This is a genomic window from Carnobacterium gallinarum DSM 4847 (genome assembly GCF_000744375.1).
Classification (GTDB): domain Bacteria; phylum Bacillota; class Bacilli; order Lactobacillales; family Carnobacteriaceae; genus Carnobacterium; species Carnobacterium gallinarum.
Map to the genome: position 1 here is coordinate 2,210,907 of NZ_JQLU01000005.1, position 26,651 is coordinate 2,237,557.

Here is a 26,651-nt window from a genome sequence, read left to right on the forward strand (position 1 = left end):
ACATGTCGCTTTTTCCAATAGAGAACAAGGCAGATAAAATACGTGCAGAATAGAAAATGCTAAAAAGGAGGGTTTCTTTTGGAAGAAATTCAAGAAAGATTGTTGAAGAAGTCAAAGAAATCAAAGCTAGAAACAATTGGGAAAACAATTAGTTTCATTTGTATCGCTTTTATTGTAATTGTAGTAGCTTCCATTTTATATTTTGTTGCTAGTAAAGGTATCGCAACGTTTACAACAAATAAAGTGTCTGTTTGGTCATTTTTAACCGGAACTGTTTGGAATCCTGGTGCAAAAGGAGCGGATGGTCAACCTTTAGTTGGAGCATTGCCAATGATTACAGGTTCTTTTATTGTTACTTTATTGTCAGCATTAGTAGCAACGCCATTTGCGTTAGGTGCAGCTATCTTTATGACTGAAATTTCACCTAAAACAGGAAAACGTGTATTACAACCAGTTATTGAATTATTAGTTGGTATTCCTTCAGTAGTTTACGGTTTTATTGGATTAACAGTAATTGTTCCTTTTGTTAGAAGTTATTTTGGTGGTAGTGGTTTTGGTATTTTAGCAGGAACGTTTGTCCTGTTTGTTATGATTTTGCCGACCGTTACAAGTATGACGGTAGATGCGTTGAATTCTGTACCAACCTACTACCGCGAAGCTTCATTAGCTTTAGGAGCAACAAGATGGCAAACGATTTATAAAGTTGTTTTAAGAGCAGCAGTTCCAGGGATATTAACATCCGTTGTTTTCGGAATGGCTCGAGCATTTGGTGAAGCATTAGCTATTCAGATGGTTGTGGGAAATGCAGCTTTAATGCCAACTAGTTTAGTGTCGCCAGCGTCGACATTGACGAGTATTCTAACGATGGGAATGGGAAATACAGTTATGGGATCATTAGAGAACAATGTTTTATGGTCATTAGCATTGATTCTACTATTAATGTCTCTATTCTTTAATATTGCCATTCGTTTAATTGGAAAGAAAGGGGCAATGAAATAAGATGAACGCAAAAAAAGCCGATAAATTAGCTGTTGGAATACTTTATGTAATTTCTGGCATTATTGTTTTAATTTTATTTAGCCTATTAGCCTTTATTTTATGGCGTGGAATCCCTCATCTTTCTTGGGAATTTTTAACAAGTCCAGCCAAAACATTTACTAAAGGTGGCGGAATTGGGATTCAATTATTCAACTCCTTCTATTTATTAATATTAACAATGATTATCAGTGTTCCTATTTCCTTAGGTGCTGGAATTTATTTATCTGAATACGCAAAGAAAAATTGGATTACCGATGTTGTTAGAACAGCTATTGAAGTACTAAGTTCATTGCCTTCAATCGTCGTTGGTTTATTTGGTTTCCTAATCTTTGTTGTACAAATGGGATTTGGTTTCTCCATTCTTTCTGGAGCCTTAGCCTTAACTTTATTCAACTTACCACTATTAACAAGAACCGTTGAAGATTCTTTACGGGCAATTTCTTCAACACAACGTGAAGCAGGTTTAGCTTTAGGTTTATCACGATGGGAAACAGTAACGAGAATCATTACTCCAGCGGCCTTACCAGGGATTTTAACTGGAATGATTTTAGCAGCGGGGCGGATTTTTGGGGAAGCTGCAGCATTAATCTATACTGCAGGTCAAAGTGCTCCAGCATTAGATTTTACAAACTGGAATCCTTTCTATATCGCAAGTCCATTAAATCCTTTGCGACCAGCAGAAACATTAGCTGTGCATATTTGGAAAGTGAACAGCGAAGGTATCATGCCAGATGCGGCATCAGTTTCAGCAGGTGCATCAGCAGTTTTAATTATTTCTGTTCTCTTATTTAACTTCTTAGCTCGTTTCTTAGGTAAATGGATTCATAAAAAAGTTACTTCTGCATAAAAGAAGGATTAGAATCTAACTAACTAAATGAAGTGCGCGCTAGAATTAACTAGTTTGAACAAATAAGGAGTGAACAAAGTGGTACAAAATGAGAATTTAGAAAGCCATATCTATCGAATGGATCAAGGTCAAAAGATCGCCTTATCAACAGATGATCTTCATGTTTGGTATGGACAGAATGAAGCCATAAAAGGTGTTTCACTAGAATTTGAAAAAAATAAAATTGCTTCACTAATTGGACCAAGTGGTTGTGGAAAATCAACCTATCTACGGTCATTGAATCGTATGAATGATGAAATTTCTGGAACGAATATTACTGGTAAAATTATGTACAAAGACATTGACGTTAATGCAGATAATGTTGATGTATATGAAATGCGCAAAAATATTGGAATGGTTTTTCAACGTCCAAATCCATTTAGTAAATCTATCTATGAAAATATTACGTTTGCCTTGAAACGACATGGCATTAAAGATAAAAATACACTAGATGAGATTGTTGAAACAAGTCTAAAACAAGCAGCTTTATGGGATCAAGCGAAAGATAATTTGCATAAAAGTGCCTTAGCCTTATCTGGTGGACAACAACAACGTTTATGTATTGCACGAGCGATTGCGATGAAACCTGATATTTTGTTATTAGATGAGCCTGCTAGCGCGTTAGATCCAATCTCAACAAGTAAGGTTGAAGATACTCTATTAGCATTAAAAGAACACTATACTATCGTGATTGTGACGCACAATATGCAACAAGCAGCACGGATTAGTGATTATACAGCCTTCTTTTATATGGGAAATGTGGTAGAATATGATGAGACAAGAAAAATCTTTACTCGTCCAAAAATACAATCAACAGAAGATTACGTTTCAGGACACTTTGGTTAGGAGGAAGCAGATTGGATCATAAAGAATATGTAATTGAATCAAATGATGTACATTTATATTATGGTAAAAATGAAGCATTAAAAGGCGTATCATTAAATTTTGAACCAAAAGGAATCACTGCTTTAATCGGTCCAAGTGGTTGTGGGAAATCAACCTATTTAAGAACATTAAATCGAATGAATGATTTAATTCCTGATGTAACCATTACCGGGAATGTCCTTTTAAAAGGTGAAAATATTTATGGACCTAAAATGGATACTGTAAAATTAAGAAAGCAAGTTGGAATGGTTTTTCAACAGCCGAATCCTTTTCCATTTTCAATTTATGACAATGTAACCTATGGATTGAAGATTGCAGGAATGAAAGACAAAACTAAAATGGATGAAATTGTTGAAGAAAGTCTCAAAAAAGCAGCAGTTTGGGATGATGTAAAAGATAAGCTAGGTAAAAGTGCCTTATCTTTATCTGGTGGACAACAACAACGTGTTTGTATCGCACGTGTGCTAGCAATCGAACCTGAAGTAATTTTATTGGATGAACCAACAAGTGCCTTAGATCCAGTTTCTAGTGGTAAAATTGAAAATATGTTGTTAGAATTAAAAGAGTATTATACCATGATAATGGTGACGCATAATATGCAGCAAGCATCACGGATTTCAGACAAGACAGCATTTTTCTTACAAGGAAACCTAATTGAAACAGGTGACACAAATCAACTTTTCTTAAATCCTAAAGAAAAAGAAACAGATGATTATATTTCGGGACGATTTGGTTAAAGAAAAAATAAAATGGGGAATAAGGGAGGAACTATTGAATGAGACGAGTGTTTGAGGAAGAATTAAATGATTTGCATTTACGTTTTTCAGAAATGGGTATGATGGTAAATGAATCGATTTATAAATCAGTTAAAGCTTTTATTAATCATGATAAAGAATTGGCTAAAGAGGTTATTGCCAATGATCAAGCAATTAATGAACTAGAACTTGATTTAGAAAAAAGAAGCTTTGAAATGATTGCGTTACAGCAGCCGGTTACAACTGATTTACGAATTATTGTAACAGTGATGAAAGCTAGTTCTGATTTAGAACGAATGGGCGATCATGCAGTCAGTATTGCAAAATCAACGATTCGAGTTAAAGGGAACAAACGCGTACCAGAAATTGAAGCTGAAATTGCTGAGATGGCAGATAAAGTTAAAATTATGGTAGAAGAAGTTTTAGAAGCTTATGTAAAAAATGATGCAAAACGTGCGAAAAAAATTGCTGCAATTGATTCAGAAGTTGATGTGTATTTCAAACAGATTTACAAAAACTGTATTGAAGAAATGAAAAACAACTCTGAAATTATTGTTGGTGCTTCTGATTATATGTTAGTTGCCGGATACCTAGAAAGAATCGGTGATTATGTAACAAATATTTGTGAATGGATTGTTTATCTATCAACAGGTAAAGTAACTGAGTTAAATAATAATAATAAAAAATAAGTATCAAACACCTCTTATATTGTATAGGAGGTGTTTTTGATTATTAATTTCCCAGGAAATAATCTAGAATTTATCTTAAATTAGAGTAGATTCGAGATGAATTTAATTAAATTAACATGACAGAATTGAAAAAATATGATAGGATAGTAAAAATTTAACCTTGAGAGGAAATGTGAATGAAATGGGAATGCATCAATATATTAAGAGTTTAAGTGATTTAGAAAATATTATTCGTTGTCCAGGGAAGTTTAAATATGAGGATCATTCAGTTGCATCTCATTCCTTTAAAGTAACTCAAATTGCTCAATTTTTAGGAACTGTTGAAGAGCAAGCAGGACGAAAAATTAATTGGCGTTCACTTTATGAAAAAGCATTGAATCACGATTATACAGAGCTATTTATTGGAGATATTAAAACACCAGTAAAATATGCTACACCTGCTTTACGAGAAATGTTAGCAGATGTTGAGGAATCGATGATGGAGAATTTTGTGAAACGAGAAATACCAGAAGAATTTCAAGCAGTTTATATGGAACGTTTAAAAGAAGGCAAAGATAGCAGTTTAGAAGGAGAAATCTTGTCGGTTGCAGATAAAGTTGATTTATTGTATGAATCATTTGGAGAAATTCAAAAAGGCAATCCAGAGAGTGTTTTTACTGAAATCTATGAAGAATCTTTAAAGACAATTCTAGAATTTAAGCATTTAAAAAGTGTTGATTATTTTTTAACAGCAGTGTTACCTGATTTACTTAGTGGAGACTTTACAAATCAAGCTCAATTGCAACGAATTTCGCAAAAAATATTAAGGGAATAAAATGAACAAACGTTCGCAAAAAAAGTTGTTTTATGATAGAATAGATAATGTAAGTTTTTACTAACAAATCAGCTAAGAGTACGTTATAATCAAGCCAAAATTTTAACAGGACTGAGAGTGAATTCTCAGTCCTGTTAGTTTGAAAGAAAAATAAAGATAAAGGAAGTAACTAAATGGTAAATGATAAAATTACTGTCCGTGGAGCTCGGTCTCATAATTTAAAAAACATTGATGTCACAATTCCTCGAGATAAGTTAGTTGTTTTAACTGGTTTATCAGGATCTGGGAAAAGTTCATTAGCATTTGATACATTATACGCAGAAGGTCAACGCCGTTATGTTGAAAGTCTATCTGCTTATGCACGTCAATTTTTAGGCCAGATGGATAAACCTGATGTTGATAGTATTGATGGTTTAAGCCCAGCGATTTCAATTGATCAAAAAACGACTAGTCGTAATCCACGCTCAACAGTTGGAACAGTAACTGAGATTAATGATTATTTACGTCTGCTGTATGCTCGTGTGGGTCATCCAATTTGCCCAAATGATGGTACAGAAATTAGTAGTCAATCTGTTGAACAAATGGTAGACCGTGTTTTAGAATTACCAGGCAAAACAAAACTACAAATTTTAGCACCTGTAGTTGTTGGGAAAAAAGGTCAGCATAAGAAAGTTTTTGATATGATTAAGCGTGAAGGTTATGTTCGTTTACGTGTGGATCAAGAAATGTATGATGTCTCTGATGAAATTGAATTAGATAAAAATAAAAAACACAATATTGAAATCGTAATTGATCGAATTGTGATAAAAGAAGGTATTCGCTCACGTTTGTTTGATTCTTTTGAAGCAGCGCTACGTTTGGCAGAAGGTTATGCAGTTGCTGATATTATTGATGGCGAGGAGATGTTATTTAGTGAACACTATGCCTGTCCTTATTGTGGGTTTACTGTTGGTGAACTAGAACCACGTCTCTTTTCATTTAACGCGCCATTTGGTGCTTGTCCAGATTGTGATGGTTTAGGAATGAAATTAGAAGTTGATTTAGATTTAGTTATTCCTGATCAAAATAAAACATTACGAGAAGGTGCTATTGCACCATGGAATCCAATTAGCTCAAACTACTATCCACAAATGTTAGAGCAAGCATGTAAACAGTTCAAAATTGACATGGATAAACCATTTAAAAAATTAACGGATGCACAAAAAGAGTTAATTTTAAATGGATCTGATGGGAAAAAGTTCCATTTCCATTATGAAAATGATTTTGGCGGTATTCGCGATGTAGATGTTCCTTTTGAGGGAATTATTCAAAATATTTCACGTCGTCATGATGAAACAAATAGTGATTTTACTCGTGATCAAATGCGCACATATATGACAGAATTACCTTGTCAAACATGCCATGGCTTACGTTTAAATCGTCAAGCACTATCAGTTAAAGTTAATAACACAGATATCGGTCAAGTATGTGAGTTTGCCATTGGTGACGCGGTTCAATTTTTTGATAAACTAACTTTGACAGAACAAGAAAGAATGATTGCTGAGCCTATCTTAAGAGAAGTTCATTCTCGACTAAACTTCTTAGAGAATGTTGGATTGGAATATCTTACGTTAAGTCGAACTGCTGGAACTTTATCTGGTGGTGAAGCACAACGAATTCGCTTAGCAACACAAATTGGCTCAAATCTTTCAGGGGTTCTTTATATTTTAGACGAGCCTTCAATTGGGCTACATCAAAGGGATAATGACCGTTTAATTGGATCACTGAAAAAGATGCGTGATTTAGGAAATACTTTAATCGTAGTTGAACATGATGAGGATACAATGCGTGAAGCAGATTATTTAATCGATATTGGTCCAGGGGCTGGTGAAAAAGGTGGCGAAATTATTGCAATTGGAACACCAGAAGAAGTAGCCAACAATCCTAAATCATTAACGGGTGATTATTTATCAGGCAAAAAGTTTATTCCGGTTCCAGAAAAACGGCGTAAAGAAAATTTAGGTAAGGTTCGTATTACAGGCGCTACTGAAAATAATTTGAAAAATCTTTCAGTTGATTTTCCATTGGGACGTTTTGTTGCAGTGACAGGTGTATCTGGATCTGGAAAGAGTACGTTAGTCAATAGCATTCTGAAACGTGCCTTAGCTCGCGAATTAAATCGAAATAAACATAAGCCTGGAAAGTTCAAGAAAATTACAGGCTTTGAAAAATTAGAAAAAGTGATTAATATTGACCAAAGCCCAATTGGACGTACGCCACGTAGTAATCCAGCCACATATACAAGTGTTTTTGACGATATTCGTGATTTATTTGCTCAGACAAATGAAGCGAAGATTCGTGGTTATAAAAAAGGGCGCTTTAGTTTTAATGTTAAAGGTGGACGTTGCGAAGCTTGTCGTGGAGATGGTATTTTAAAAATTGAAATGCATTTCTTGCCAGATGTTTATGTACCATGCGAAGTTTGTCATGGTACACGTTATAATTCTGAAACGCTAGAAGTTCATTATAAAGGAAAAAATATTTCGGAAATTTTGAATATGACGGTTGAAGAAGCAGTTGAGTTCTTTGAGCATATTCCAAAAATTCATCGCAAATTAGTTACAATTGTTGATGTTGGACTAGGTTATGTTACTCTTGGTCAACCAGCAACTACTTTATCTGGTGGGGAAGCCCAACGAATGAAATTAGCTAGTGAATTGCATAAAAAATCAAATGGTGATAACTTCTATATTTTAGATGAACCAACAACTGGTTTGCACACCGATGATATTGCACGTTTGTTAGTTGTTTTAAATCGATTAGTTGAGACGGGAAATACAGTTTTAGTCATTGAGCATAATCTAGATGTCATTAAGACTGCTGATTATTTAATTGATTTAGGACCAGAAGGCGGTTCTGGCGGAGGCAATATTGTCGCTAAGGGAACACCAGAAGAAGTCGCTAAGGTTGCTGAAAGTTATACAGGTCGTTATCTGAAACCTATTTTAGAACGAGACAAAGCTAGAATGGAAGAATTAACTAAATAAATGAAAAAGCATTTATTCATCTCAGAAGATGGATGAATGCTTTTTTTTGTTGAAGGAATTAATGAAAAAGTCATCTAAATAGTTGCTTTCTCAAAAATCATGTTAAAATAAAGAGATTAAAATTAATGTTTCTCTGACTCAAGAATGAATTAAATATCCCTCTTAGGTCTGATGGCAAAAAGAAAAATTACTGGCATAATAGATTATAGAACAAGAAGCAAAACTTCAGTTCATTAAAAATGTTGTCTCAATTATCAAAATAAAATAGATAAAAATTTGAAGGAGGAAATAACCATGAACCAAAAAGAAAGAATTTTAGATTTAGTGAAGCAAGGATTAATTACAGCAGAGGAAGCATTAGTGTTATTAGAAAATACAACTAAACCAGCTTCAGAAAAAACAAAAGTCGATGTAGAGGATGAATATCCAGATGATTGGAAAGAGTCAGTTAATGAAACCATGAATCAAGTGACAGAGAAAGTTACTGAAGCAAGTGCACAAGTAAGTAAATTTGCTAAAAAAACATTAGAATCAGTTAACGAACATCTTGACTGGAAAGAAGTTCAAGTAAAAGTTCCTAAGATAACATCAACAGAATTAACTCACGAGTTTATTTTTTCAGAAGATGAGTCAAAAGTAATTGATTTAAAAGTTGCTAATGGCAAAGTAGTCTTTAAAAATGGTGTGGGCACCGATTTAAAAATTGTAGCTAATGTTAAAATTTATGGCAAACTAAATGAAGATGAAACTAGTTTAGATGCATATTTAAAACGTATCACAATTGAAGAAGAAGAAGGAAAATTAGATTTTATTAGTGAAAACAAACGTATTAATGGCAATTTGGTTGTTTATTTACCACAAAGAGCATATGAAATTCATGTTGGTTAATAGAACGAACTCTTCTAAAAATACTGAGCCTTCGTTCAGACTATGTGATGAACAAAAAATCATTCTAAGGTCCTATGACAATCGATGAAAAACAGCGCATAATAAGTATATCAAGAAGCCAAGTACTTCTTTTTTTAATCGCTAGAATGCATATAATGAAAATAGATAGATTAGGACCTAGAGGAGGAACTTATCATGAAAGAAAGAGAACGTATACTAGAATTAGTAAAACAAGGGATTATATCAACTGAAGAAGCATTAGTTTTATTGGAAAATACTGCTCATAAAAAAGGAAAAGAAGCTGTTAAGAAAGATCAAGAAAATGTTCAAAAAACAGTGATTACCAAAGAGCCAACACCTTCCAAGGAAACAACAATTAATCTAGAAAAATCTCCTGAACCAATTTTGTCTGATATTGATGAAGTTGTTGAAGAAGGAGAAGCTAGAGTTGAGCAAGAACAAAATGAAGACCGAGCTCGTTTAGAAACAATTCTTGAAGAATTAGCGAATGAAGCTTCAGGTTATTCAGTAAAATTAGATGAAACTAATAAGACAATTGAAGAATTACAAACCCAAATCAAATTAAAAAAAGAAGCCTTAATGGTTTTTGAAACAAAAGAAGAGTTAGATGAACTTACTTCTGAAGATGAGGCACAAGTAATAACAATTGCAGACGAACTTGTAGCATTAACTGATGAACTTAATATTTTAAACGATACAAAAGAAAATCTTGAAACGCAATTAAAAGATGTGAAAAAACAACAATGGGGTACTCATAAAAAGAATATCTCTGAAAAATTTGAAATTCCAGATGATTGGAAAGACTCAGCAACAGAAACAATGACTTCGGTTGGAGACAAAGTGACTGAGGCTGGAACTCAATTTGGCAAATTCATGAAAGAAACGTTTAATTCAGTCGTTGAAAATGTTGATTGGAAAGATATCAATATTCGTGTACCAGGATTAGCAACTACGAAGTTTGAACATGAGTTTGACTATCCAACAAGTGAAGCAACAATTCTTGATATAAAAGTTGCTAACGGGGATGTTGTCTTTAAAAATTGGGATAGTAATGATATTAAAATTACTGCAAAGATTAAAATTTATGGTAAATTAGATGTAGAAAATCCATTTGAAGCCTTTTTAGAACGTAGCACAATTGAGGTTGATGATGAGCATCTATTATTCCATGTACCAAATAAACGAATTCGTTGTGATTTAACCTTCTTCTTGCCAGAACGAACTTACGATCATACAGCAGTAAAATTGTTGAATGGAAACTTAAGATTTGAAGAGTTTGATGGAAAAGATATTTATGCAAAATCAACTAATGGCAATATTGTTTTTGACCATTTAACTGCAACAATGTTGGAAACAGAAGGTGTAAATGGCAATGTATCGATTTTAGAAAGTCAAATTCGTGATTTATTAGTTTCAAGTATCAATGGCGGCATTACTGCTCGTGGTGATATTAAGAGTGGAAGCTTGTCAACAGTAAATGGAACAGTTCGAGCAACCTTAACGGGTAATGATATTCAAAGACTAGAAGCTAGTTCTGTTAATGGAACTGTAAAAGTGGCTTTTCCTGCAACTGTTAGTATTGAAGGTACCGCTAAAAGTAATCTAGGTTCAATTCAAAGCCGAATTCAAGGTGTTGAGATTATTAAAGAGAAGAAAGATCGTACAAATCAATATTTAGAATTTAGACGTATTCTAGATAGCGCTCCAATGGTAGCTAAATTAAGTACAACTACGGGCAGTATCTTAATGAAAGATACTGAATAACAATTAATTTTGGAAATCATCAATAAGAAAAAATGTTTAGTGATGATTGTCCATCAGTTGATAAGATGAAAGTCTAGAAAAACTTTCTGATACTAATATTAAAGAGGTGAAAGAGAATGAATAAATTAGAAAAATCAAGATCGAATCGTGTTGTAAGTGGGGTTTTAGGTGGTTTAGGCGAATATTTTAATATTGACCCAACTATTCTAAGAATCATTTATGTGGTATTAATTGTGTGTGGCTTTGGTTCACCAGTAATTCTTTATATCGTACTGGCATTCATTATGCCAGAGCCTACTAGAGGTAAAGATGCTCAACGTGGTGGTTTTAGAAATGGTTCTTATTATACTAATGATAATGAGCACTATGGTACGCCAAAAAAAGCGGAAAAACGTAAAGAGGCAGAAAAGTTTGAAGATGACGACTGGAGTGATTTCTAGTGAAATTTTGGCAAGGTATTTTGATTAATGCTTTGTTATTCTTAGCATTATCTGGTTTGTTTCAAAGTACATTTTATGTTGGAAGTGTTTGGATTGCTTTAGCAGCAAGTCTTGTTTTAGCCATTTTAAATATGGCGATTAAACCAATTTTAGTAATCTTAGCGTTACCGATTACAGTGCTTACATTGGGACTTTTCAGTATCATTATTAATGCTGGAATGTTAAATTTAACCTCTTTTATTATTGGAAGTAGCTTTCATTTTTCTAGCTTTATGACAAGTATCTGGATAGCTATTTTGCTATCACTTGTGAATACAGTTATTGGAAATTCAACTAGGGACAATGATTAATAGAACAATTTTACACAGGCAGCTGCCTGTGTTTTTTTTTAGATAAAAATAAATGAATTGAAAAGAACCCTCTCAAAAAAAAATAATTTATTAAGGATTTATTTACTTATTTTTTGAAGTATGAATTCTTCTTTAAAGAGGGGGGATAAAATGGTAGAATAGTAGATAAGGATAAAAGTAAATTAACTAGAGGAGCGCTGTAAATCAATGACTAGTAGTGTAACTGTAAGAGAATTAGTGGATATTCTTCGTTTAGATGTAAATAATGGGGAAGAACATTTAGATAGAAAAATTGTCACCAGTGACGTTTCTCGTCCGGGACTAGAATTAACAGGTTATTTTAATTATTATCCACAAGAGCGGGTTCAATTATTTGGACGCACTGAAATATCGTTCTCACAAAGAATGACGAGTGAAGAAAGATTAATTGTGATGCGTCGTATGTGTCAACCTGATACACCGGCTTTTATTTTGTCGCGGGGGTTAACACCGCCGGAAGAATTAGTTCGAGCAACAACAGAGGCGAAGATTCCTTTATTAATGTCACGCTTAACAACAACTCGTTTGTCTAGTAATGTGACGAATTATTTAGAAGGGAAATTGGCTGAGCGTATTTCAATGCATGGTGTTTTAATTGATGTGTATGGATTAGGTGTCTTAATTATGGGAGACAGTGGTGTTGGGAAAAGCGAAACTGCCCTTGAACTGATTCAGCGTGGTCATCGCTTAGTTGCCGATGATCGTGTGGAGATTCATCAACAAGATGAGCAAACGGTTGTTGGCGAATCACCAGATATTTTGCGTCATTTAATTGAAATTCGCGGAATTGGCATTATCGATGTGATGAATTTATTTGGTGCTGGTGCAGTTCGCAGTAGTAAAACGATTCAGTTAATTGTTAACTTGGAAACGTGGAGTAAGGAAAAGAAATTTGATCGTTTAGGTAGTGGCGATGAATCAACACGTATTTTTGATGTTGATGTACCAAAAATTTCAATTCCAGTTAAAACAGGACGTAACTTAGCGATTATTATTGAAGTGGCTGCGATGAATTTCAGAGCGAAAAGCATGGGATATGATGCAACTGCTACTTTTGAGAAAAACTTAGAAATTTTAATTGAAAAAAATTCAAAAGAAATTTAATTAACTGAGAAAAGAGGCTGGAATAAGATGTTACAATTAGGTGCAATTGATCCAATTGCTTTTTCACTTGGAGGGCTTTCTGTCCGTTGGTATGGTGTAATTATTGCATCAGCTGTATTATTGGCTATCTTTTTAGGTACAAATGAATCTGAAAAACGTGGTATTAAAAGTGATGATATTATTGATATGATGTTATGGGCATTGCCAATTTCGATTATTGGAGCTCGCTTGTATTATGTCGCTTTTGAGCTACCTTATTATTTGAAAAATCCGGCTGAAATTATAGCGATTTGGAATGGTGGAATTGCGATTTATGGTGGATTGATTGCTGGCGGTTTAACTGTATATTGGTTTACGAGAAAACGTGGCTTAAATTTCTGGTTAGTGTTAGATATTGCAGCACCGAGTGTCATTATTGCGCAAGCAATTGGTCGCTGGGGAAATTTTGTGAACCAAGAAGCACATGGTGAAGCCACAACTAAAGCTTTCTTAGAAGGGTTACATTTACCAGCATTTATTATTAACAATATGCAAATTGACGGTATTTATTATCAACCAACATTCTTTTATGAGTCAATGTGGAATGTCCTTGGATTTATTTTATTATTGATTTTAAGAAGACGTAAAGGGCTATTGAAACGTGGTGAAGTCGCGTTTAGTTATGTGTTATGGTATTCATTTGGTCGTTTCTTTATAGAAGGAATGCGAACAGATAGCTTACTAATTGGCAATACTATCCGAGTATCACAAATATTATCAATTGTTTTATTTGTTGGGGCTCTGGTATTGTGGATTTATCGACGCAAAAAATATCCTGAAAACCCATATTATTTAGATGGTGCAGAGTTTAGTAAAGTAGCATAGAAAAATCAAACTATTTACAAAGAAGGTAGGAAGATTAATTGGCAATTCAAACAGTTTTATTTGATTTTGATGGAACATTAGCTAATACAAATGCGCTAATTAGTCATTCACACTTACATGTATTAGAAGAGTATTATCCAGGAGTATATGATTTGGATCGTGTTCGAGCTTTTAATGGACCTTCTTTGGATATGGTCTATAGTGGTTTAAATCCAGATGAAAAAGATAGCATGATTGCAAAATATCGTGCTTTTAATGAAGCACATCATGATGAGATGGTGCATTTATTTACCGGTGTTAAAGAAAGCTTAGCTGAATTAAAAGCGAATGGAATTTGTTTAGCTGTGGTTTCAACTAAGTACAACGAAATTTTGATTCAAGGCTTGACAATCTTAGATATTAAAGACTACTTTGATGTGATTGTTGGTGGGTTAGATTATACACATGCCAAACCTGATCCAGAGCCGATTTTTGTAGCATTAGCAAAATTAAATCGTGAAAAAGAAACGGCTATTATGGTAGGGGATAATTCTCATGATATAGAATCAGCTAAAAATGCCGGTATTCCAAGTGTTTTTGTGGCTTGGTCAGAAAAAACGTTGGAAGAAATAGCACCGTATCAACCAGATTTTATTGTCAACTCTATGGCAGATTTAACGAAGCTGGTGCTAGAATCGAATATGAAATAGAGGAGAGTAATACATGTTAAAGAAAATTGCTGTTTTAGGAGCTGGTTCTTGGGGAACAGCGCTATCAATGGTCCTAAATGAAAATGGCCATGAAGTACATTTATGGGGAAATAATGTTGAACAAATGAAAGAGATTAATCAAGAACATAGTAATGCTCATTATCTGCCAGATATTCGTTTGAATGAAAAAATCAAAGGATACACAGATTTAAAAGCCGCTGTTCAAGGTGTTGATGTTATTTTGTTTGTAGTACCAACGAAAGCGACAAGAACTGTTGCGAAAGAATTAGCAGCAGTATTAGATAGTCCTGTTGTGATTGCACATGCAAGTAAGGGATTAGAGCAAGAAAGTCATAAACGAATTTCAGAAGTATTAGAAGAAGAAATACCTGCCGAAAAACGACAAGCAGTAGTTGTTTTATCTGGTCCAAGTCATGCTGAAGAAGTTGCAGTTAAAGATATTACAACGATTACTTCAGCATCAACAAATGAAGCAGCAGCAAAGTTAGTTCAGCAATTATTTATGAATCAGTATTTCCGTGTTTATACGAATGAAGATATTATTGGCGTTGAGCTAGGGGCAGCATTGAAAAATATTATTGCCCTAGGAGCTGGTGCATTGCACGGACTAGGCTATGGGGATAATGCTAAGGCAGCATTAATGACTCGAGGTTTGGCAGAAATAAGTCGCCTAGGTGTTGCTTTTGGTGCAGAACCGTTAACTTTTATTGGTTTAAGTGGTGTTGGTGACTTAATTGTTACTTGTACAAGTATTCACTCTCGAAATTGGCGTGCAGGAAATCTGCTAGGTAAAGGACATAATCTTGATGAAGTTTTAGAAAATATGGGAATGATTGTTGAGGGAGTTTCAACGACGAAAGCAGCTTATGAATTAGCTGAACAAAAAGGAATTGAAATGCCAATTACTGAAGCTATCTATGATGTATTGTATAATAAAGCAGATGTCAAAATGGTTGTTTCTAATTTGATGACTCGTGATGGAAAATCTGAAGATTAATAAGGTTATAATAAAAAAAGTCCGAATTAATGGAGGAAATAAAAAAATGAAAAAAGTTAAAAAAGCAGTTATTCCTGCAGCAGGATTAGGAACACGTTTTTTACCAGCTACGAAAGCAATGGCGAAAGAAATGTTACCAATCGTTGATAAACCAACGATTCAATTTATTGTTGAAGAAGCAATTAATTCTGGAATTGAAGATATCTTGATTGTTACTGGTAAAAGTAAACGTCCAATCGAAGATCATTTTGATTCTAATCCAGAATTAGAAGCAAATTTAAAAGAAAAAGATAAATTAGCTTTATTGGAATTAGTTGAAGAAACAACGGGTTTAAATCTTTATTTTGTCCGTCAATCACATCCTAAAGGTTTAGGAGATGCTGTTTTACAAGCAAAAGCTTTTGTTGGAAATGAACCTTTTGTTGTTATGTTAGGCGATGATATTATGGAAGATAAAGTTCCATTGACTAAACAATTAATGGATTGCTATGAAACAACGCATGCAGCAAATATCGCTGTTATGAAAGTACCACATGAGGAAACATATAAATATGGAATTATTGATCCAGAGGGTGAAGTGGGTAAAGGTCTTTACAATGTGAAAAGCTTTGTAGAAAAACCTAGTCCAGAAGATGCTCCAAGTGATTTAGCTATTATTGGTCGTTATTTACTAACTCCTGAGATTTTTGATATTTTAGAAAATCAAGTTCCAGGAGCTGGTAATGAGATTCAGTTAACAGATGCTATTGATACATTGAATAAGACACAACGTGTATTTGCGCATGAATTTACTGGAACTCGTTATGATGTTGGTGATAAATTTGGTTTCTTGAAAACGAGTATTCAGTATGGATTAAAGCATGTTGAAATTAAAGATAATTTGAGACAATATATTTTGGAGTTAGGTGCAGAGCTGGCCTTAGAAGATGAGAAAAAAGCAAATAAAAAAGCCAGTTCTAAAGAATCTGGAAAATAGATTTATTAAGTGTAAGAAGATTGACGTTTTCGTTAATCTTCTTTTTTTAAAGTTCATTTTAACGCTTAAATAAATAATCTTATTTAAGCATTACTAAGTTAAATTGACATTGATGAAGCCATGTATTTGTTGTTATTAATTTTCTCTATAAATAAGCTATCGTACTAGTATTGTCTATGTTATACTTAGGAACAAGATTGAAAAAGAGGAGGGGGATTTATGTCTAGTTTGGAGAAAAATACTGCACAGATAATTAACTTTATACCATCAAGTGATTATTATTTCAATTTAGGAATTGGTGCTTTTCAAAAAAATGATATGAAACGAGCTAAAAAATACTTAGCCCGAGCAGTGACCCTTTGCAAAAATGAAGAAGAAAAAATATTTGCTCTTTGTCAATTAGCGATTTGTCATCAACATATTGGTGAATTTAATGAATCTATCGAAATTTTAACTAATTTAATTGAAGAAAGTGGCGATATTTTTAGTGAAGCCTATTATTTTCAAGCGAATAACTATGCATTTTTAGAAGAATTACCAAAGGCTTTAGATTTAGTCGAAACATACTTAAAGATAGATCCAACAGGTGATTTTATTGAGGAAGCAATGGAACTAAGAAATACGTTGAAAATTGAGATTAAAGATTTTTAAAAAGTAATTGATTTTACGCTTATTTTTAGTAAGCATAAAAATAGACTATTTAGCTAATAAGAGGTAAAGTAAACACATAACTAATGAATGAAATGAGGCATAAAATATGGAAGTCGTTGAAAAAATATATGATGTTATAATTGTTGGGTCAGGACCTGCGGGTATGACTGCTGCATTGTATGCATCTCGTTCAAACTTATCAACTTTAATGCTAGAACGTGGTGTTCCAGGTGGACAAATGATTAATACTGCTGAAATTGAAAACTATCCCGGTTTTTTAAGTATCTTAGGACCAGAGTTATCCGATAAAATGTTTGAAGGTTCTAAGCAATTTGGTGCTGAGTATGCATATGGTGATGTAAAAGAAGTTATAGATGGTGTCGAATATAAAACAATTATTGCTGGTAAAAAAGAGTACCGAACACGTGCTATCATTATCGCTTCTGGAGCGGAGCATCGTAAACTAGGTGTTGAGGGTGAAACAGAGTACAATGGTCGTGGCGTTTCTTACTGTGCAGTATGTGATGGCGCATTTTTCCGAAATAAAGATTTAATTGTTGTTGGTGGTGGCGATTCAGCTGTTGAGGAAGGTGTTTATTTAACTCAATTTGCTAACAAAGTAACAATTGTTCATCGTCGTGATGAATTAAGAGCGCAAAAGATTTTACAAGATCGTGCCTTTAAAAATGATAAGGTTGAGTTTATCTGGAATGCAACGGTTGAAGAAATTCATGGAGATGATATGAAGGTTACTGGAGCTGTTTTAACAGATACAAAAGATGGTTCTAAACGTGAAGTTTCTGCTGATGGTGCTTTCATCTATGTCGGGATTTTACCTCAAACAAAAGCTTTTCGTAATCTAGGAATTACAGATGATGAAGGTTGGATTATTACGAATGAGGAGATGGAAACTAGCTTACCAGGGATTTTTGCAATTGGAGATGTTCGTCAAAAGACTTTGCGTCAAGTAACAACTGCAGTTGGTGATGGTGGTCAAGCTGGTCAAGCTGTCTTTAAATATATTGAAGAATTAATGGAAACATTAGAAAAATAACGATTGGGTCTTTATCTTGAACTTAAGATAAAGGCCTTTTGTGTGAATACATTTCTAAGTCTATCCGAAAATCTACTAATTCTTAATGAAAGCTCTTTATAAAATATGGTATAATCAACAAGTAATTAAGTAGAATAATGAACTATCAATCAAAACTAAAATAAAATTGATAAAGGATGAGTAGAAATGACTTGGAAAGCAACCTATGAAGCTTGGCAAAACTATACAAATTTAGATGAGACATTAAAAGCGGAGTTAGCAACATTGGCAAAAGATGAAAAGACGTTAGAAGATGCTTTTTATGCCCCACTTGAATTTGGTACGGCTGGTATGCGTGGTGTGTTAGGTGTTGGAATTAATCGTATGAATCTTTATACTGTTCGTCAAGCAACAGAAGGATTAGCTCGTTTTATGGATAGTTTAGGTGAAGAAACGAAAAAACGAGGTGTTGCAATTGCATTTGATTCAAGACACCAATCTCCTGAATTTGCAATGGAAGCAGCGAGAACTTTAGGTGCTCATGGAATTCCAGCTTTTGTTTTTGAAAGCTTGCGTCCTACACCAGAATTATCATTTGCGGTTCGTTATCAAAAAGCATATGCTGGAATTATGATTACGGCTAGTCATAATCCTGCTGAATACAATGGGTATAAAGTTTATGGTGAAGATGGTGGGCAAATGCCACCTAAAGAAGCGGATGCTTTAACAGAATATGTACGTGGTATTGAAAATAGTTTGGCAATTGAAGTTTTATCTGAAGAAGAATTAAAAGCTTCAAGCTTGTTGACTATTTTAGGTGAAGATGTTGATGCACCTTATCTTGAGTTAGTGAAAACAGTGACAGTTAATTCTGAATTAGTTAAAGAAATGAGCAAAGAAATGAAATTGGTATTTACACCACTTCATGGAACTGGTCAAATGTTAGGTGAACGAGCGTTGAAAAATGCTGGATTTGAAGGAATTAGTATTGTTCCTGAACAGGCTATTCCAGATCCTAACTTTCCAACAATTAAGTCACCAAATCCAGAAGAACATAGTGCTTTTGAATATGCCATTCGCTTAGGTGAAAAAGAAAATGCTGATGTTTTAGTAGCGACAGATCCTGATGCTGATCGTTTAGGTATTGCGGTTAAGGTACCAGGAGGACATTATGAAGTTCTTTCAGGAAATCAAATTGCTTCGTTAATGTTGCATTATTTATTGACTGCGAAAAAAGAAGCAGGAACGTTACCTAGCAATGGTGCTGTTTTGAAATCGATTGTTTCAAGCGAATTGGCAACAGCAATTGCTGAGAGCTTTAATGTTGAAATGATAAATGTTTTAACAGGTTTCAAATTTATTGCTGAAAAAATTAAACAATATGAAACAGATCATAGTCATACGTTCTTATTTGGTTTTGAAGAAAGCTATGGATACTTGGTAAAACCATTTGTTCGTGATAAAGATGCGATTCAAGCACTTGTTTTAGTTGCAGAAGTGGCAGCTTTCTATAAAAAACAAGGAAAAACAATGTATGATGGGTTACAAGAAATCTATGCAACCTATGGTTATTATGAGGAAAAAACAATTTCAGTAACATTAGCAGGAATTGAAGGTTCAGCTAAGATTAAAGCGCTAATGGCTAAGTTCAGAGCAGAGGCACCAACTGAATTTGCAAATAGTTCAGTAGAAATTGCGGAAGATTTTGGTGATCGCAGACGAGTTCATCAGGATGGCACAGTTGAAAACATTGATATGCCTGCATCCAACGTTTTGAAATATCTATTAGTTGATGGCAGCTGGATTGCCATTCGTCCGTCTGGAACAGAGCCTAAGATTAAATTCTATATTGCTGCTGTAGCTCCGACTGCAAAAGAAGTTGCACAAAAAGTAATTGATTTTGAAGCAGCCATCCAAAAATTAATTAACGAATAACGTTAAAGCTAAAGGTGAAAACTCATCTTTAGCTTTTTTAGATAGAAGTAATGGAAATACCTCAATTTGTATACAATGATACACCCGGTATGTTATAATGATGGAAGTGTCATTAAAAATTGAAATTATAAAGGAGATGTTCCAATGGTTGATAGTCTTCAATTAGTGATTATTACAGGAATGAGCGGAGCTGGGAAAACAGTAGCGATGCAAAGCTTTGAAGATATGGGCTACTTCTGTGTGGATAATATGCCTCCTAGCTTATTGCCTAAGTTTTGGGAGTTAGTAAAAGAATCTGGCAAATTAACAAAAATTGCTTTAGTGATTGATTTACGTTCAAGAGCTTTTTTTGAAGAAATTATGTCTGCAATTGAAGGCATGGATAATACTTCATTTATTACAACTAAAATTCTATTTTTAGAAGCCAATGATTCTGAACTAGTTTCTCGTTATAAGGAAACTAGAAGAACACATCCATTAGCGATGGATGGAAGAATTATGGATGGAATTAAAACAGAGCGTAGTTTATTAGCTGATATTAAAGGTCGTGCTCAAATAGTTGTAGATACAAGCGATTTAACACCACGCCAATTAAGAGAAAAAATAATGTCTAATTTTAAAACTGAAGATACCCAGTTATTCCGTGTGGAAGTAGTTTCTTTTGGTTTTAAATATGGTGTTCCAATTGATGCAGATGTTGTAATGGATGTGCGTTTTTTACCAAATCCTCATTATATTGATAAGCTAAGACCTCAAACTGGTTTAGATAAGCCTGTCTATGATTATGTAATGCAGCAACCTGAAACGGAAACCTTTTATCGTAAATTTATTGATTTGTTAGAATATGTGATGCCTGGATATAAAAAAGAAGGCAAAAATAATGTGACGATTGCTATCGGCTGTACAGGTGGTCAACATCGTTCCGTTGCTTTATCAGAACGAGTAGGGCGTCAATTGATTGCCGATGACTATAAGGTAAATATTACTCATCGAGATATGGGAAAACGTAAGGAAACGGTGAATCGTTCATGAGTATGGGGAAGCGCAATCGTAAACCAAAAATTGTTGTAATTGGTGGCGGTACTGGTCTACCAGTTATTTTAAAAGGCTTAAAAGCACAGAATGCAGACCTTACAGCTGTTGTAACGGTGGCTGATGATGGTGGAAGTAGTGGTGCTTTAAGAAATTACGTGAATGTTGTTCCACCAGGAGATATTCGTAATGTACTCCTGTCGTTGTCAGATATGCCGAAACTTCAAGAAGAAATTTTTCAATATCGTTTTGAAACGGAAGATAGCTTTTTGGCGGGACATGCTATTGGCAATTTAATTATTGCTGCTATTTCAGAAATGCGAGGCAATATTTTTGAAGCCATTCAATTATTATCTAAAATGATGCATGTAGATGGACACGTATACCCTGCAGCAGAAGAAGCACTGGTTTTACATGCTGTTTTTGAAGATGGTACCAAAGTTTCGGGAGAGTCAAAAATCGCGAAAGATCGTAAAAAAATTGATCGTGTTTTTGTGACGCCAACAGAAAACAATCATGAGGCCAAAGCTTCTCGTAAAGTGATTGCAGCGATTATGGAAGCAGATATGGTTGTATTAGGTCCTGGAAGCTTATTTACGAGCATTTTACCGAACCTGATGATTTCTGATTTAGGTGAGGCAGTGACTAAAACTCAGGCAAATGTTGTTTATATTTGTAATATTATGACTCAATTAGGTGAGACAGAAAATTTCTCTGATGCAGATCATGTACGAGTATTACATGAGCATTTAGGCGAAAAATTTATTGATACAGTCTTAGTCAATACTGAACATGTACCTGAGGATTACATGGATACAGAGCGTTATGATGAGTATTTGGTTCAAGTGTCACATGATTTTGAGGGTATGCGGAATGAGGCATGTAATGTTATTTCAGCAGACTTTTTAATGTTGCGGGACGCTGGGGTTTTCCATGATGGCGGCAAGGTTGTTGAAGAATTATTGCGCTTAGTATTTAGTGTAAATATAAAAGATCAAAAAATCGTATAAGGACTGATTGCAAGAAAGGAGGTTCTAACGATGTCATATGCAGCAGATGTGAAAAAAGAATTAACTACTTTAGAAGTGCATCGAGAACATGCTAAAGCTGAATTGGCTGCATTAATTCGGATGAATGGTGCAGTAAGCTTAGTGAATCAAAAATTTATTTTAAATGTACAAACAGAAAATGCCGCAATTGCACGTCGAATTTATATTTTATTAAAGGATCACTATGAAGTTGAAAGTGAGCTTTTAGTGCGCCGCAAAATGAAATTAAAGAAAAACAATGTCTATATTGTACGTCTAAAACAAGGTACAAAAGAAGTGTTATCTGATTTGGCAATTATGGATGGATTGTTATTTCATGCTCATGTTTCAGATGAAGTAATAAATAATCCTCAAAAAATTCGTTCTTATTTAAGAGGTGCATTTTTAGCAGGTGGCTCAGTAAATAACCCAGAAACGAGTCGCTATCATTTAGAAATTTACTCTATTTATGAGGAACATAATAATGATATTTGCCAAATGATGAATCATTTTGGCTTGAATGCTCGAACATTAGAACGTCGAAATGGGTACATTACCTATTTAAAAGAAGCTGAAAAAATTGCTGACTTTCTAGCATTAATCGGAGCTTCAACAGGTATGTTAAAATTTGAAGATGTCCGAATTGTTCGAGATATGCGTAATTCAGTGAACCGTTTAGTGAACTGTGAGAATGCGAATTTGAATAAGATTATTGATGCGGCTGGGAAACAGATGGAAAACATCGCCTATATTGATGAAATGATGGGTCTAGACAAGTTGCCTCTTAAATTACGAGAAATTGCTGATGTCCGCGTAGAATATCCAGATATTAGTTTAAAGGAATTAGGCGAAATGGTTCCTAGTGGGGCTATTAGTAAGTCAGGAATCAATCATCGTTTACGAAAAATAAATGAGATTGCTGATGATTTACGAAGTCGAGAAATGACTAAATAAAATAGAGTGAGGTTTGAAAAGATGAAATCAAAATTACTTGCACCATATCACTTAAAATCTGTTCAGTTTAAAAATCGGGTTGTTATGTCTCCGATGTGTATGTATTCTGTAGCAAATCATGATGGGAAAGTAACTGATTTTCATATGACTCATTATGGAACTCGTGCTATTGGTCAAGTGGGCTTAGTTATGTTAGAGGCAACTGCGGTCTTACCAGAAGGACGAATTTCAGAAGCAGATTTGGGAATTTGGACAGATGAACATGTGGTGGGTTTAACTAAATTAGTTGAGCATATTCATGCTAGTGGCGCTAAGGTTGGCATTCAGCTAAATCATGCGGGACGTAAATCGGAAGTACCTAATACGACTATTTATGCTCCTTCAGCTGTTGCTTTTAATGAGAAATATGCTGTTCCAGAAGCGTTAGATGAATCAAAGCTATCAACAGTGATTGATGCGTTTAAAAAAGCTGTGGAGCGGAGTAAACAGGCTGGTTTTGATGTGATTGAGTTACATGGAGCTCATGGCTATTTGATTAATCAGTTTCTATCGCCATTAACCAATCATCGGGAAGATCATTATGGTGGACCAATTGGAAATCGTTACCGTCTGCTAAGTGAACTTATTAAAGCTACTCGTGAAATATGGGAAAAGCCTTTGTTTGTTCGAGTTTCTTGTGAGGATTATGTTCCTGATGGAGCTCATCTGGAAGACTATATATTGATGAGTAAATGGATGCGGGATGCTGGTGTAGATGTTATTGATGTCTCAACAGGTGGATTAATTCCAGTTCAACCACCAGCTGTTTTTCCTGGTTATCAAGTGCCTTATGCAGATAAAATTCGGAATTCAGTTGGTATTGCTACTGGAGCAGTTGGTTTAATTACAACGGCTAATCAAGCAGAAGAAATACTTGAAAATAATCGAGCAGACTTAGTATTTTTAGGGCGTGAATTGCTGAGAAATCCATATTGGGTAAGGGATGCGGCAATTGAATTAAATGATTTAGAGCAATTAGATGCGCCAGTAGCTTATCAAAGAGGCTGGTGAAAATAAAAATACTCTACTAGCTGGATAAGTATTCCCAGTTAGTAGAGTATTTTTAAGTATTAATGTGCCAACTCACTATCAAGAATAGTAACTAATTCTTCAGGTGTAATATGCTCATCAAAAATATGTTTGCCAATAATTACTGTTGGGACAAAGAAAATCCCCGATGCTTCAGCCTCAGCAATTATTCCATTAATCTGTTCTTGATTCGGTTGATTTTTTAAGTCTACTGTTTTTTCAATGTATTCGGCTACTTCTTCATTGGTTAATTCCTTCCAAGCACTTTGATGTTGGAATAAAAAGTTCATATTTTCAAGAGCTTTTTCTGGATTAGAATAATCTAGATGATGATGTGCAACATTTCCTTTTTGCAGAGAAGGTTTTTCTTTATCAAAATGTTTGATAATACGTTGAATTTTCCCAGCAGCAACGTAATGATCTAATGTCTCAGTTGATAAATCATGCCACATTTTACAAAAAGGGCAACTTAGATTAATAAATTCAATTACTTTAACAGGTGCATCTTCATTTCCTATTTTGAACCCAAAATCTGTTCCAACTTTTGTTGCATCAATTTTACTAATATCCATAAATAAAATCCTCCTTAAGAATCACTGGTTTTATTATAACGCGAATCACCAAAATAAAGCAGCTTTTTGCTTAATGATTAAAAAAACTAGAGAAGTCAAATTTTCGACTTTTCTAGTTTTAGTACGGTTTATTTTGATAATGATGAACTGTTTACCATGATTTCATCGATTAGGCCGTATGCTTTAGCTTCTTCAGCACTCATAAAGTTATCACGGTCAGTATCTTTAGCGATGACTTCAATTGGTTGTCCAGTTTGTTCAGATAAAATCTTGTTTAAACGATCGCGAGTTTTTAAGATATGACGAGCAGTAATTTCAATTTCAGTTGCTTGTCCTTGGGCACCACCTGATGGTTGGTGAATCATAATTTCAGCATTTGGTAATGCAAAACGTTTGCCTTTTGTACCAGCTGTTAATAGGAAACTTCCCATTGATGCTGCAAGTCCCATAGCAATTGTTTGAACGTCAGCTTTAATGAAGTTCATTGTGTCATAGATAGCCAATCCAGCAGTGACACTACCGCCTGGTGAGTTAATATAAATGTAGATATCTTTTTCAGAATCTTGAGCATCTAAGAAAAGTAGTTGGGCAATAACCGCATTAGCCAAATTATCGTCAACTGGACCACTTAACATGATGATTCGATCTTTTAATAGACGAGAGTAAATATCATACGCACGCTCTCCTCTTGATGATTGTTCAATGACTGTAGGTATTAAGTTCATATATTATTTCCTCCTTCATAAGGTTCGTGTTGAATTTATTGTAACATAGAATAGTTACTTGTTACTACATTGTATTTTACTCCAATGGTCAATAAAGGTCAATTTTTTTTGCTTAGAAAAATATTTTTTTGAGGGGGAGCTGAAAAAAATAGTAGCTATGGAAAAGTATGATACCTAAATTATTTACTTAAATTAAGAAGGTAGGTAGTAAATTTGACAAGTAAAAACTTTTGTATTTTTATAAACCTTTTGAATTTCTGCTTGTCTTTTCAGATAAATTCAGATAAACTAGAATAGTTGAGTTTTTAGTCGCCTTAGTGTAATGGATATCACGTAAGATTCCGGTTCTTGAGATGAGGGTTCGATTCCCCCAGGCGACATTTTTATAAGAATGTATAAATAGACTGACATTCTCAAAATAATAGTGGCGCACTATCTGTTTTTCCTATAAAAACAGATAGTGTTTTTTTTCGTTAAATTAATTAGATAGTTTTTGATTTTATTTAGTTTAGGATTAGAGAATAGAATTAAGTAAATAAAAAATACTGGCAAGCAATATACTCACCAGTATTAAATAATTATAAAGAAAATCAATTGTTATTCTAAACCAATATTTGCTTTTGAAATAGCTACTCCATCAGTGAAGGCCATGTTGAAATTACTACCAATACTACCGCTTGTATTTTTTGACCAACTAACTAAGGTCGTTGTAGAACCATTAACAAGTGATGTTGAGTAAGAATCTGCTTCGCCAAATTGTGCGATTGCTGCATCGTAGGTAAACGTACTATCTGTTGGAACAGCGTTGAATTGTTCTAGTGTTACTTTTTCATGTTTTGGAACTTTTAAACCAGTTATTGCTTTATTTACTGCTTTATCATTAGAAAACATAACAACTAGTGACGTCATAATATCTCCACCTTTTAAACCAGCCCAAGAAGCCATTTTTGTTGTGACACCTTGAAGTTGATAATCAGAAGTTGTCATAGGTTTGCCGAATTCAGCTACAACTGAATCATAGGATGATCCACCTTCACCGCTGTTTAAGATGTCACCTAAAGTAATTGTATCGAATTTAGTTTTAAGAGTTGTGTCAGTATCTTTTTTAGGTTCTTCTTTTTTAGTATCTTCTTTAGTATCTTCTTTTTTCTTAGTTTCTGTAGTTTTTTTGCTAGTAGTTGCAGAGTCACCATTACCACCAAGGTTTGCTCCGATACCTCCAACTACGAAAATGATAATTAACCAAAACCACCATTTCTTTAAAATTGATTTTTTCTGAGTTGTATCTTTTTTCGCCATTTTGACATCTCCCTTTTTATTATAGTTTGAAACTAATATAAATATCTAATACACTATTTAACAAGTAATCGCTATAATTTATAGAATTTAGTTATAGAATAATTGCTT

26 protein-coding genes and 1 tRNA gene are annotated in these 26,651 nt (G+C 34.1%); 24 read left to right on the forward strand and 3 right to left on the reverse strand.

The features are described 5' to 3' along the window. Positions 1–78 precede the first annotated feature (78 nt). The 23 genes from pstC (at position 79) to namA (ending at position 23,929) form a co-directional block, all read left to right on the forward strand. The gene (gene pstC / locus BR43_RS15020; protein WP_034563384.1) at positions 79–999 is read left to right on the forward strand and encodes a phosphate ABC transporter permease subunit PstC; all 921 of its coding nucleotides are present in this window, start codon (positions 79–81) and stop codon (positions 997–999) included. A 1-nt stretch (position 1,000) separates the two neighbouring features. Further along, on the forward strand, positions 1,001–1,885 hold the full coding sequence (gene pstA / locus BR43_RS15025) for a phosphate ABC transporter permease PstA (RefSeq protein WP_034563386.1): 885 nt from the start codon (positions 1,001–1,003) through the stop codon (positions 1,883–1,885). Between the two features lie 117 nt (positions 1,886–2,002). Further along, positions 2,003–2,770: a phosphate ABC transporter ATP-binding protein PstB gene (pstB, locus tag BR43_RS15030; protein ID WP_051934065.1), complete on the forward strand. Its 768-nt coding sequence runs from the start codon at positions 2,003–2,005 to the stop codon at positions 2,768–2,770. An 11-nt stretch (positions 2,771–2,781) separates the two neighbouring features. After that, the gene (gene pstB, locus BR43_RS15035) at positions 2,782–3,546 is read left to right on the forward strand and encodes a phosphate ABC transporter ATP-binding protein PstB (protein WP_034563391.1); all 765 of its coding nucleotides are present in this window, start codon (positions 2,782–2,784) and stop codon (positions 3,544–3,546) included. Between the two features lie 38 nt (positions 3,547–3,584). Then, the gene (gene phoU, locus BR43_RS15040) at positions 3,585–4,253 is read left to right on the forward strand and encodes a phosphate signaling complex protein PhoU (RefSeq protein ID WP_034563393.1); all 669 of its coding nucleotides are present in this window, start codon (positions 3,585–3,587) and stop codon (positions 4,251–4,253) included. 181 nt (positions 4,254–4,434) lie between these two features. Next, complete coding sequence (locus BR43_RS15045) at positions 4,435–5,067, forward strand: HD domain-containing protein (RefSeq protein WP_034563395.1); 633 nt, start codon at positions 4,435–4,437, stop codon at positions 5,065–5,067. A 173-nt stretch (positions 5,068–5,240) separates the two neighbouring features. Beyond that, positions 5,241–8,093: an excinuclease ABC subunit UvrA gene (gene uvrA, locus BR43_RS15050; RefSeq protein WP_034563396.1), complete on the forward strand. Its 2,853-nt coding sequence runs from the start codon at positions 5,241–5,243 to the stop codon at positions 8,091–8,093. Between the two features lie 294 nt (positions 8,094–8,387). Further along, on the forward strand, positions 8,388–8,981 hold the full coding sequence (locus BR43_RS15055) for an SHOCT-like domain-containing protein (RefSeq protein ID WP_034563398.1): 594 nt from the start codon (positions 8,388–8,390) through the stop codon (positions 8,979–8,981). Positions 8,982–9,176: 195 nt separating this feature from the next. Continuing rightward, on the forward strand, positions 9,177–10,766 hold the full coding sequence (liaX, locus tag BR43_RS15060) for a daptomycin-sensing surface protein LiaX (protein WP_034563400.1): 1,590 nt from the start codon (positions 9,177–9,179) through the stop codon (positions 10,764–10,766). A 116-nt stretch (positions 10,767–10,882) separates the two neighbouring features. Beyond that, positions 10,883–11,206, forward strand: coding sequence for a PspC domain-containing protein (locus BR43_RS15065; protein ID WP_034563403.1), 324 nt, complete (start codon positions 10,883–10,885; stop codon positions 11,204–11,206). Next, the gene (locus BR43_RS15070) at positions 11,206–11,556 is read left to right on the forward strand and encodes a phage holin family protein (protein WP_034563406.1); all 351 of its coding nucleotides are present in this window, start codon (positions 11,206–11,208) and stop codon (positions 11,554–11,556) included. Before BR43_RS15065 ends, BR43_RS15070 begins: the two co-directional genes overlap by 1 nt. Before the next feature lie 207 nt (positions 11,557–11,763). Next, positions 11,764–12,699 (forward strand): HPr(Ser) kinase/phosphatase, encoded by a 936-nt coding sequence (gene hprK, locus BR43_RS15075; RefSeq protein ID WP_034563408.1) that lies wholly within the window; start codon positions 11,764–11,766, stop codon positions 12,697–12,699. A 27-nt stretch (positions 12,700–12,726) separates the two neighbouring features. Continuing rightward, a complete protein-coding gene (lgt, locus tag BR43_RS15080) occupies positions 12,727–13,563 on the forward strand; it encodes a prolipoprotein diacylglyceryl transferase (protein WP_034563409.1) in 837 nt (278 codons plus the stop codon). 38 nt (positions 13,564–13,601) lie between these two features. Further along, entirely contained in the window at positions 13,602–14,252 is a 651-nt protein-coding gene (gene ppaX / locus BR43_RS15085) for a pyrophosphatase PpaX (RefSeq protein WP_034563411.1), read from the forward strand. A gap of 13 nt (positions 14,253–14,265) precedes the next feature. Next, positions 14,266–15,270, forward strand: a complete 1,005-nt coding sequence (locus tag BR43_RS15090; protein WP_034563414.1) for an NAD(P)H-dependent glycerol-3-phosphate dehydrogenase — start codon at positions 14,266–14,268, stop codon at positions 15,268–15,270. A 46-nt stretch (positions 15,271–15,316) separates the two neighbouring features. Next, complete coding sequence (gene galU, locus BR43_RS15095; protein WP_034563416.1) at positions 15,317–16,246, forward strand: UTP--glucose-1-phosphate uridylyltransferase GalU; 930 nt, start codon at positions 15,317–15,319, stop codon at positions 16,244–16,246. Positions 16,247–16,465: 219 nt separating this feature from the next. Next, complete coding sequence (locus BR43_RS15100; protein ID WP_034563418.1) at positions 16,466–16,897, forward strand: tetratricopeptide repeat protein; 432 nt, start codon at positions 16,466–16,468, stop codon at positions 16,895–16,897. 106 nt (positions 16,898–17,003) lie between these two features. Next, positions 17,004–17,951 (forward strand): thioredoxin-disulfide reductase, encoded by a 948-nt coding sequence (trxB, locus tag BR43_RS15105; RefSeq protein WP_034563421.1) that lies wholly within the window; start codon positions 17,004–17,006, stop codon positions 17,949–17,951. A 186-nt stretch (positions 17,952–18,137) separates the two neighbouring features. Next, positions 18,138–19,865, forward strand: a complete 1,728-nt coding sequence (locus BR43_RS15110) for a phospho-sugar mutase (protein WP_034563424.1) — start codon at positions 18,138–18,140, stop codon at positions 19,863–19,865. 144 nt (positions 19,866–20,009) lie between these two features. Then, positions 20,010–20,897, forward strand: coding sequence for an RNase adapter RapZ (rapZ, locus tag BR43_RS15115; RefSeq protein ID WP_034563426.1), 888 nt, complete (start codon positions 20,010–20,012; stop codon positions 20,895–20,897). Next, positions 20,894–21,907 carry a gluconeogenesis factor YvcK family protein gene (locus tag BR43_RS15120; protein WP_034563428.1) on the forward strand — a complete coding sequence of 338 codons (1,014 nt, stop codon included), beginning with the start codon at positions 20,894–20,896 and terminating at the stop codon, positions 21,905–21,907. Before rapZ ends, BR43_RS15120 begins: the two co-directional genes overlap by 4 nt. A gap of 30 nt (positions 21,908–21,937) precedes the next feature. Further along, on the forward strand, positions 21,938–22,879 hold the full coding sequence (gene whiA, locus BR43_RS15125) for a DNA-binding protein WhiA (protein ID WP_034563430.1): 942 nt from the start codon (positions 21,938–21,940) through the stop codon (positions 22,877–22,879). A gap of 21 nt (positions 22,880–22,900) precedes the next feature. Next, the gene (gene namA / locus BR43_RS15130; protein WP_034563432.1) at positions 22,901–23,929 is read left to right on the forward strand and encodes an NADPH dehydrogenase NamA; all 1,029 of its coding nucleotides are present in this window, start codon (positions 22,901–22,903) and stop codon (positions 23,927–23,929) included. Between the two features lie 59 nt (positions 23,930–23,988). Here the strand turns inward: namA and BR43_RS15135 are convergent, their stop codons facing one another. Then, on the reverse strand, positions 23,989–24,519 hold the full coding sequence (locus BR43_RS15135) for a thioredoxin domain-containing protein (protein ID WP_034563434.1): 531 nt from the start codon (positions 24,517–24,519) through the stop codon (positions 23,989–23,991). 128 nt (positions 24,520–24,647) lie between these two features. Then, positions 24,648–25,244, reverse strand: a complete 597-nt coding sequence (gene clpP, locus BR43_RS15140) for an ATP-dependent Clp endopeptidase proteolytic subunit ClpP (RefSeq protein WP_034563436.1) — start codon at positions 25,242–25,244, stop codon at positions 24,648–24,650. Positions 25,245–25,552: 308 nt separating this feature from the next. On the opposite strand from clpP, the gene BR43_RS15145 reads away from it, so the two are divergent. Continuing rightward, positions 25,553–25,624: transfer RNA gene (locus BR43_RS15145), tRNA-Arg, on the forward strand. Between the two features lie 217 nt (positions 25,625–25,841). Here the strand turns inward: BR43_RS15145 and BR43_RS15150 are convergent. Beyond that, positions 25,842–26,543, reverse strand: coding sequence for a DUF3862 domain-containing protein (locus BR43_RS15150; RefSeq protein ID WP_034563438.1), 702 nt, complete (start codon positions 26,541–26,543; stop codon positions 25,842–25,844). Positions 26,544–26,651: the final 108 nt, after the last annotated feature.

What these genes read in the sequence shown, in the direction of transcription:
- lgt (WP_034563409.1), top strand. Translation starts at nt 12,727, where the DNA reads ATGTTACAATTAGGTGCAATTGATCCAATTGCTTTTTCACTTGGAGGG.
- galU (WP_034563416.1), top strand. Translation starts at nt 15,317, where the DNA reads ATGAAAAAAGTTAAAAAAGCAGTTATTCCTGCAGCAGGATTAGGAACA.
- BR43_RS15135 (WP_034563434.1), bottom strand. Translation starts at nt 24,519, where the DNA reads ATGGATATTAGTAAAATTGATGCAACAAAAGTTGGAACAGATTTTGGG.
- pstA (WP_034563386.1), top strand. Translation starts at nt 1,001, where the DNA reads ATGAACGCAAAAAAAGCCGATAAATTAGCTGTTGGAATACTTTATGTA.
- trxB (WP_034563421.1), top strand. Translation starts at nt 17,004, where the DNA reads ATGGAAGTCGTTGAAAAAATATATGATGTTATAATTGTTGGGTCAGGA.
- BR43_RS15055 (WP_034563398.1), top strand. Translation starts at nt 8,388, where the DNA reads ATGAACCAAAAAGAAAGAATTTTAGATTTAGTGAAGCAAGGATTAATT.
- BR43_RS15065 (WP_034563403.1), top strand. Translation starts at nt 10,883, where the DNA reads ATGAATAAATTAGAAAAATCAAGATCGAATCGTGTTGTAAGTGGGGTT.
- pstB (WP_051934065.1), top strand. Translation starts at nt 2,003, where the DNA reads ATGGATCAAGGTCAAAAGATCGCCTTATCAACAGATGATCTTCATGTT.
- BR43_RS15150 (WP_034563438.1), bottom strand. Translation starts at nt 26,543, where the DNA reads ATGGCGAAAAAAGATACAACTCAGAAAAAATCAATTTTAAAGAAATGG.
- namA (WP_034563432.1), top strand. Translation starts at nt 22,901, where the DNA reads ATGAAATCAAAATTACTTGCACCATATCACTTAAAATCTGTTCAGTTT.
- BR43_RS15110 (WP_034563424.1), top strand. Translation starts at nt 18,138, where the DNA reads ATGACTTGGAAAGCAACCTATGAAGCTTGGCAAAACTATACAAATTTA.
- BR43_RS15045 (WP_034563395.1), top strand. Translation starts at nt 4,435, where the DNA reads ATGGGAATGCATCAATATATTAAGAGTTTAAGTGATTTAGAAAATATT.
- uvrA (WP_034563396.1), top strand. Translation starts at nt 5,241, where the DNA reads ATGGTAAATGATAAAATTACTGTCCGTGGAGCTCGGTCTCATAATTTA.
- liaX (WP_034563400.1), top strand. Translation starts at nt 9,177, where the DNA reads ATGAAAGAAAGAGAACGTATACTAGAATTAGTAAAACAAGGGATTATA.
- rapZ (WP_034563426.1), top strand. Translation starts at nt 20,010, where the DNA reads ATGGTTGATAGTCTTCAATTAGTGATTATTACAGGAATGAGCGGAGCT.
- BR43_RS15100 (WP_034563418.1), top strand. Translation starts at nt 16,466, where the DNA reads ATGTCTAGTTTGGAGAAAAATACTGCACAGATAATTAACTTTATACCA.
- BR43_RS15120 (WP_034563428.1), top strand. Translation starts at nt 20,894, where the DNA reads ATGAGTATGGGGAAGCGCAATCGTAAACCAAAAATTGTTGTAATTGGT.
- clpP (WP_034563436.1), bottom strand. Translation starts at nt 25,244, where the DNA reads ATGAACTTAATACCTACAGTCATTGAACAATCATCAAGAGGAGAGCGT.
- BR43_RS15090 (WP_034563414.1), top strand. Translation starts at nt 14,266, where the DNA reads ATGTTAAAGAAAATTGCTGTTTTAGGAGCTGGTTCTTGGGGAACAGCG.
- hprK (WP_034563408.1), top strand. Translation starts at nt 11,764, where the DNA reads ATGACTAGTAGTGTAACTGTAAGAGAATTAGTGGATATTCTTCGTTTA.
- phoU (WP_034563393.1), top strand. Translation starts at nt 3,585, where the DNA reads ATGAGACGAGTGTTTGAGGAAGAATTAAATGATTTGCATTTACGTTTT.
- whiA (WP_034563430.1), top strand. Translation starts at nt 21,938, where the DNA reads ATGTCATATGCAGCAGATGTGAAAAAAGAATTAACTACTTTAGAAGTG.